Source organism: Pseudoflavonifractor sp. 524-17, assembly GCF_009935845.1.
Classification (GTDB): Bacteria; Bacillota; Clostridia; order Oscillospirales; family Oscillospiraceae; genus Pseudoflavonifractor_A.
Genome location: NZ_QWEK01000019.1, coordinates 79493 through 85492, shown reverse-complemented (window position 1 = coordinate 85492; position 6000 = coordinate 79493). Strand labels below are relative to the sequence as shown.

General features: G+C 49.0%; 8 protein-coding genes and 1 pseudogene. 1 reads left to right on the top strand and 8 read right to left on the bottom strand.

Annotated features, from left to right (window positions below; translation table 11 throughout):
- Positions 1-330: 330 nt before the first annotated feature.
- The 8 genes and pseudogenes from D1159_RS08720 to D1159_RS08690 form a co-directional block, all read right to left on the bottom strand.
- Positions 331-576 carry a DUF6718 family protein gene (locus D1159_RS08720; protein WP_161845282.1) on the bottom strand — a complete coding sequence of 82 codons (246 nt, stop codon included), beginning with the start codon at positions 574-576 and terminating at the stop codon, positions 331-333.
- A gap of 132 nt (positions 577-708) precedes the next feature.
- Entirely contained in the window at positions 709-1116 is a 408-nt protein-coding gene (locus tag D1159_RS19610; RefSeq protein ID WP_243152198.1) for a DUF1801 domain-containing protein, read from the bottom strand.
- Positions 1117-1131: 15 nt separating this feature from the next.
- Positions 1132-1479, bottom strand: a pseudogene (locus D1159_RS19605) (DUF2200 domain-containing protein); the annotation flags it as partial.
- A gap of 50 nt (positions 1480-1529) precedes the next feature.
- Complete coding sequence (locus D1159_RS08710) at positions 1530-2822, bottom strand: AAA family ATPase (RefSeq protein ID WP_161845280.1); 1293 nt, start codon at positions 2820-2822, stop codon at positions 1530-1532.
- A 162-nt stretch (positions 2823-2984) separates the two neighbouring features.
- Positions 2985-3362 (bottom strand): type II toxin-antitoxin system death-on-curing family toxin, encoded by a 378-nt coding sequence (locus D1159_RS08705; RefSeq protein ID WP_161845279.1) that lies wholly within the window; start codon positions 3360-3362, stop codon positions 2985-2987.
- A complete protein-coding gene (locus D1159_RS08700; RefSeq protein ID WP_161845278.1) occupies positions 3359-3610 on the bottom strand; it encodes a type II toxin-antitoxin system RelB/DinJ family antitoxin in 252 nt (83 codons plus the stop codon). Before D1159_RS08700 ends, D1159_RS08705 begins: the two co-directional genes overlap by 4 nt.
- A gap of 152 nt (positions 3611-3762) precedes the next feature.
- On the bottom strand, positions 3763-4938 hold the full coding sequence (locus D1159_RS08695) for an ATP-binding protein (protein WP_161845277.1): 1176 nt from the start codon (positions 4936-4938) through the stop codon (positions 3763-3765).
- A 117-nt stretch (positions 4939-5055) separates the two neighbouring features.
- Positions 5056-5262, bottom strand: a complete 207-nt coding sequence (locus D1159_RS08690) for a helix-turn-helix transcriptional regulator (protein ID WP_161845276.1) — start codon at positions 5260-5262, stop codon at positions 5056-5058.
- A 106-nt stretch (positions 5263-5368) separates the two neighbouring features.
- Between D1159_RS08690 and D1159_RS08685 the strand changes: the two genes are divergently transcribed.
- Complete coding sequence (locus D1159_RS08685) at positions 5369-5899, top strand: SLOG family protein (RefSeq protein ID WP_161845275.1); 531 nt, start codon at positions 5369-5371, stop codon at positions 5897-5899.
- Positions 5900-6000: the final 101 nt, after the last annotated feature.

The window sequence follows — 6000 nt, the reverse complement described above, 5'->3', positions numbered from 1 at the left end:
TTGCTGCCCTTATGTATCTTTATGCTTTGCGGCCTGCCAGAACTTTTTCCTGGCAGGCCGCTTTTCGACAAGCTGAGGGCATAGGCCATTTGGCCTATGCCCCAAATTTGTTACTTCCTTTGATCTAGAATCGGATTGGTAAGATAGACATTTTTTTGATCCATTTTTTCCTTTGCCAGACGAATCGCTTCGCCGAAGTTATCAATTTAAGTAAGGGCCTCGGAGCCCAGTGTTTGCAAGGGTTCCGGGGCTTTTTCGATGTGTGGGAAAATGGGTAGACAAGCCCTGTTTTCCTCTGGTAAAGGACTCGGGTAATAGGGTTGGACCCTATCAGGCAATTCGATTTAATTGGCAGACTTTGTTAATAAATGCTTTCATGTTTTCCACATAAGAATATGGCGCATACTCCGAATAGATTTCCGGCGAGTCCAAAATAACGATCTGGACCCCTTCAGCCCGCAGAGCCTCCAGTGTCCCTGGCAGGCATCTGGCTTCATTGGGTGTCTTACAGAGATATGCCAAGCTGCCGGGCTTATCGAAAACTTTCGCCACAATGTAAATCTTTTTATCATTCATTCAAATCGCCTCCAATTCACGCAGCCGAGCTAAAAAATTTTGTTCTGTACGGATGATTCCAGCAGAATATTCTTGATATAGCGTTCTTCCAGAGTTTTTTCGGCGTGAGGAAAAATAGGGTGGACAAGCCCCCTATTTCTGGCTGTTCTTCTCACACCACGCTGCAATCTCTCCAATCAATTCTAGCGGTAACGGCTTGCTGTAGGGGATCTGAATGGCTCCTTTGCTGGTCTTATAGTCCGTCAATCTGTCGGCGAACGCTTCCACAGCCTCCGGGCCAGGGTAAAGGCCGATGTGCCGTTTGAAGGCCGCGAACTGGATCAGGTTACGGCCTTTCCAATAGGTGGGCATACTCCAGGAGATCTTTTCCTTGGCCTCCGGGATGTTGCCTTTAATGGCGTCATTGACCTGGCACAGATAAGGCTGTACATCTTCCGGCTGACTGAGGATGTATTCCTCGATCGTATCCGGCGCTTTCCCACAATAATGATCCTGCTCTTTTCTGCGAAATGACCGGCCGCATTTGGGGCATACCCACATGGCTGGTTCCTCCTGTTTCCGCAGAATCTTTTCCATAGGCTTGCCCTTGGCAAGCTCGTCGATGAGCTTATCCAAGTACCGGATTTCTCGCATAAGAGGGTCTTCGATTTCCTCCACCCGTATGCCGCAGACCACACCCTTTATCAGCGTCCGATTGGGATTGGGGGCGGGTGCGTTGCGGAAAAAGTCTCCGTAGCAGACCGAGGATGTAAGGGCCTTTTCCAAACTTTCTGTATTGTATCCTGTCAGCCAGCAGATAACTTCATCAACCTCCGTTTGTGTACGCCCCTTCTTGGTTGCCTTATTCAAAAGAAGTTCGTAGACTTTCCCAAAATCCATTTGGAATACTTTTTCATTGGTCATATGATTGGATGTCCTCTTTTTTCTCTAAAGTATAGCCGCTAGTATAGCCGCTAAAGCAGTTCCCTTGTTTTTTTCGCCAGATATAGCGGAAGATTGGTAATATACCCATCCTTCCGGTAGCCACGCTTAGAGAATCGCAGAGCGTGTTCCGGCTGCTTTTCAGCAATATACCGCTTGAAGGAAGGGGCTGATTTGTCCTCGCCGCCCTTGGCCTCAATGGGGATGATCTCTGTTCCGTATTGCACCACAAAATCAATCTCACCGTTTTTGTCGGAGTAGTAGCGGGGTTCTACCTCGAACTGGCCTCGGAGCTGCTGCAAAACAAAATTCTCGGTCAGGGGGCCTTTGAATTGGTAATCGCTTTTCAACAGAATTGCGCTGTTGTCGATCCCCGCCATCTGCTTGAGCAGGCCGGTGTCAAAGACAAAGAGCTTGAACTGATCCAGCTTGTCAAAAGCGGCAAGAGGATGCTCCAGCTTGGAGATATTGTAGACCCGGTTCAGCATCCCGGCAGAAACGAGCCATTCTATCGCTTCCTCAAAGTCTCTGGCCCGTCCTCCTTCCCGGACAGCACCGTACATGAATTTCTCATTGGCTTTTGCAAGCTGGGAGACGATGCTGCGGAAAACCATCAGAATGCGGCCGCTGTGGACCTTGCCGTTGTGCTTGGAGAAGTCGTTTTCATATATCTCAATCAGCTCCCGCTGGATCTGAGCCACCTTAGCCGGGTCTTTGTATTTTATCCATAAGGCCACACACTCCGGCATCCCGCCAATGATGAAGTAGTTATTGCAGGCTTCCATCAGACGGCGGTGGAAAATCTCCTCAATAGGCTGCTCCTTCTGGATGCCGCAGTAGAACTCATACAGGGAAGGCTCCACAGCCGCCAGAAATTCATCGAAGGTAAGAGGGGAGAGGTCCAGCAGGTTCACCATGCCCACCGGGTAGGACTTTGGCTGGGCCAGCAGCGTCCCCAGGAGACTGCCAGCCGAAATAATATGGTACTCGTTGGCCCTTTCCTTGAAGTATTTCAAGGCGTTGAGGGCGGCGGGACACTCCTGTATCTCGTCAAAAATCACCAGGGTCTTGCCGGGAAGTATCTTCTCACCGACGATCATTGACAGCAATTCGATGATCCGCTGGGGGGTTTTATTGGCTTCAAAGATGGACTTCAATTCGTCCTCTTCATCAAAGTTGAAGTAAACGGAATGTTCGTAGCAGCTTTGACCAAACTCTTTCATGAGCCAGGTCTTGCCTACCTGCCTTGCGCCTTTTAGTACCATAGGCTTGCGGTCTTCGCTGTGTTGCCACTTGATCAGAGCGTCTAAGGCGTTTCGCTTCATCACATCACCATCCCTTCTTGTGTGGGATCAAAGATAGTATAACACATTTTTCCGAGAGATACAACGAGAGTTTTACACATTTTTCCCGTCAGCCAGCCCTCGATTCTGATTGCGGGAGACAACAAGATCTGCACCCGATTATGGGCGCTGACCTTACTCGTTTCATCTGATATGCGCTCGAATCCAGGCTAACAAATCCTGCTCATCTGCGCTGCCATCGGCAATAGCGATAAACATATCCGCCAACTCGCCCTTTTGCAATTCCAGATGGTAGCCGTTCCACTTCAATAGGAGCTGTGTCAGCATGGCACCGATTCGCTTATTTCCATCTATAAAGGCATGGTTAGCCGCCAATCCATATCCAAGACGGGCGATTTTTTCAATATCTGAAGGAAAAAGATCCTCTCCCGTGAAAGATTGAAGCGGCGCGGCAAGAGTTGCTTCCAGACTGGCGCGATCTCGGAGACCGTCTATCCCACCGGTGACTTGAATAATTCGGCTATGGATCAGAATAACGTCCTCCACCTCTATCCAAATCATTCTGCCATCCTCTTATAGTCTGACGCAAAGTCAGCCAATAGCTGGTCGGTATCTGCCAGCATTGCCCCTTTTGCCACAAAAGTGTCAGACTCTTGAACTGTTACAGCGAATGGCATTCCCTTTGCACGCACAAAGGCATTGGCAAAAATATTGAAAGCAGTGGACGTTGTCATTCCCAGCTTGGCGCAGATAGCAGACATCTCGGCTTTTACATCGGAATCCATGCGGAATGTCATGTTGGTATCCATATTATCGCCTCCTTGCACGACAATTATAGTACATATTATGTGCAAAGTCAACCTCAATTCAGCGTTATCTATTTTATACGCGCCAAAGTGTTTTGTTTGTATGCAGGAGAATTACGGCAACACCGCATAAAGACCGCCCGAGCACACCTGCTTTACACGTTTTTCCCTGCCAGCCAGTCCTCAATCCTTATCGCAGGAATGCCCTCATAATTCCCTCGGAAAGAGCCTTCTTTATACAGAACCAACTTTGGGTAGTTGTCCCTGACCTCCAGCAGCGAACCAAACTCCCGCTGAATGGTGGTTTCATCACTGAGCAGATAGCAGACCTGGACATACAGCTTGTCACTCTGTTTCTCGCCTACAAAGTCGATCTCCTTCGTCCCTACACGTCCGACACAAACCTTATATCCCCGGCGAAGCAATTCCAAGCCTACAATGTTTTCCAGAACGATTTCCACGTTTTGCAGGTTTGCACCGATAACCGCCTCCCGCAGCCCGTGATCTGCCACATAGTATTTTTCGTTGATCTTCAATACCTTCTTGCAGTTGATGTCCTGGCTCTTGAGGCGGTACAAGAGATAGGCTTCCTCACAAGCTTTCAGATAGTTCAGGATCGTTTCAGGAGCTACGGTGCGGTTCTCCGCCTTGAAGAATTTGGAGATGCTGGTGGCTGAGAAACTCCTGCCTACATTGGACAGGGCATAGGCGACGATACGCTCCAGGAGGTCAACGTCCCGGATGTTGTTGCGCTTGACAATATCTTTCAAGACCACCGAATTGAAGATGTCTTGAAGATAGTTCTTGCTGATCTCCGGCTCGAAGTTGATGCTGGACAGAAAGGGCATACCGCCGAATTGGATATACTGATCGAAGGCCAGGGCAGAGTCAGCCATTTGAAACTCTGTAAAGGAAAATGGGTATACAACAAAAGAGATATACCGCCCGGCAATATAGGTCGCCAGTTCGCCGGACAGCAGCCGGGAGTTGGAGCCAGTAATGTAGATGTCCGCATGAAATTTCACCCGCAGGGAGTTGACCGCCTTCTCCCAGCCCTGAACCTCCTGTATTTCATCGAAAAACAGGTAAAACTGCTCCTTGCTGTCACCAATTTTCTCGCATATATAGTCGTGGAGAGCATTGTACTCGCAAAGGCACTGGTTGCCCAAGTCCTCAAAGTTCAGGAATATGGTGTTGGGGCTGCCTATTTCGTCACGGATCTGCTCCAGCAGAACGCTTTTGCCGCCGCGCCGGATGCCAGTCAGTACCTTGATGATGTCCTTGCCGATGAAGGGACGGATTTTGGATAGATAGTTCTCTCGGATGACCATGGCTGTCAACTCCTCTCTTGTACAGAATAGCACATGGCGTGGTTTATAGTCAATCGAATTTTTGAATTATATCAGATATAACTTATAAAAACAGAAGGAGTGCCAACCGGCACTCCTTCATTCGTCATCGGGAACATATTCCGCAATATCTTCTAAGCGGCAGTCCAGCACCGCACATAATTTGTTCAATGTCTTTGTTTCCATGTTGTCATTTGCCCGTAAACGCCGGACAGTTTTGCTGTCAATCCCGCATTTTTCTCTCAGTTGGTAAGTAGAAACACCCTTATCTTTCATGACACTCCACAGCTTATCAAAGATTATCACGCATCCACCCCCATTGACACTATCTAGTGTGGGGGTTATAATCTCTTATATTAAGGGGATATAACCCCCATATTAGAAATTTGCACCAAGAGAGGGTGAAATAGCAATGGTGAATAACTGCTGTGCCTTCACGGGCCACCGTCCACACAAGCTCCCGTGGCGGTTCAATGAAGCTGATAGCCGCTGCTTGGCCCTGAAAGCGGCGTTAGCGGAGCAGATCACACAGATAGTTGATGCCGGGGTGACGGACTTCTACAGTGGTGGAGCCGACGGGGTAGACTGCTGGGCAGCGTTGACCGTCCTGGAACTGCGGGAAAAGAATCCTGCGCTGAGGCTCCATCTGATCCTGCCCCACAAAAGACAGGCGGACAAGTGGAGTGATTCAGCACAGGAGCAGTATCACTCGATCTTAAAGCAAGCTGATTCGATAGAGTATGTGAGCCATGAGTATTACGACGGGTGTATGCTCGACCGGAACCATCGGTTGGTGGAGTCTGCCGGGGTACTGCTGGCGGTCTATAATGGAGAGCGGCGTGGAGGAACTGCGGCAACGGTGAGGTATGCCCGAAAGGCTGGGAGGAAAGTAATTATCTTCGATCCCATTTCTTTTGCAGTTATCAGAGAACGACGCGAATAGACCGTTTGAACAGAGATATTTTCTCGCAGTAACTCTGCCCTCAATGTAAGGAGAACGGCTATCAAACACTTAAGCGATTCCAGCAGGAAAGTACTCAGCTT

What these genes read in the sequence shown, in the direction of transcription:
- D1159_RS08720 (WP_161845282.1), bottom strand. Translation starts at nt 576, where the DNA reads ATGAATGATAAAAAGATTTACATTGTGGCGAAAGTTTTCGATAAGCCC.
- D1159_RS19610 (WP_243152198.1), bottom strand. Translation starts at nt 1,116, where the DNA reads ATGTGGGTATGCCCCAAATGCGGCCGGTCATTTCGCAGAAAAGAGCAG.
- D1159_RS08710 (WP_161845280.1), bottom strand. Translation starts at nt 2,822, where the DNA reads ATGAAGCGAAACGCCTTAGACGCTCTGATCAAGTGGCAACACAGCGAA.
- D1159_RS08705 (WP_161845279.1), bottom strand. Translation starts at nt 3,362, where the DNA reads ATGATTTGGATAGAGGTGGAGGACGTTATTCTGATCCATAGCCGAATT.
- D1159_RS08700 (WP_161845278.1), bottom strand. Translation starts at nt 3,610, where the DNA reads ATGGATACCAACATGACATTCCGCATGGATTCCGATGTAAAAGCCGAG.
- D1159_RS08695 (WP_161845277.1), bottom strand. Translation starts at nt 4,938, where the DNA reads ATGGTCATCCGAGAGAACTATCTATCCAAAATCCGTCCCTTCATCGGC.
- D1159_RS08685 (WP_161845275.1), top strand. Translation starts at nt 5,369, where the DNA reads ATGGTGAATAACTGCTGTGCCTTCACGGGCCACCGTCCACACAAGCTC.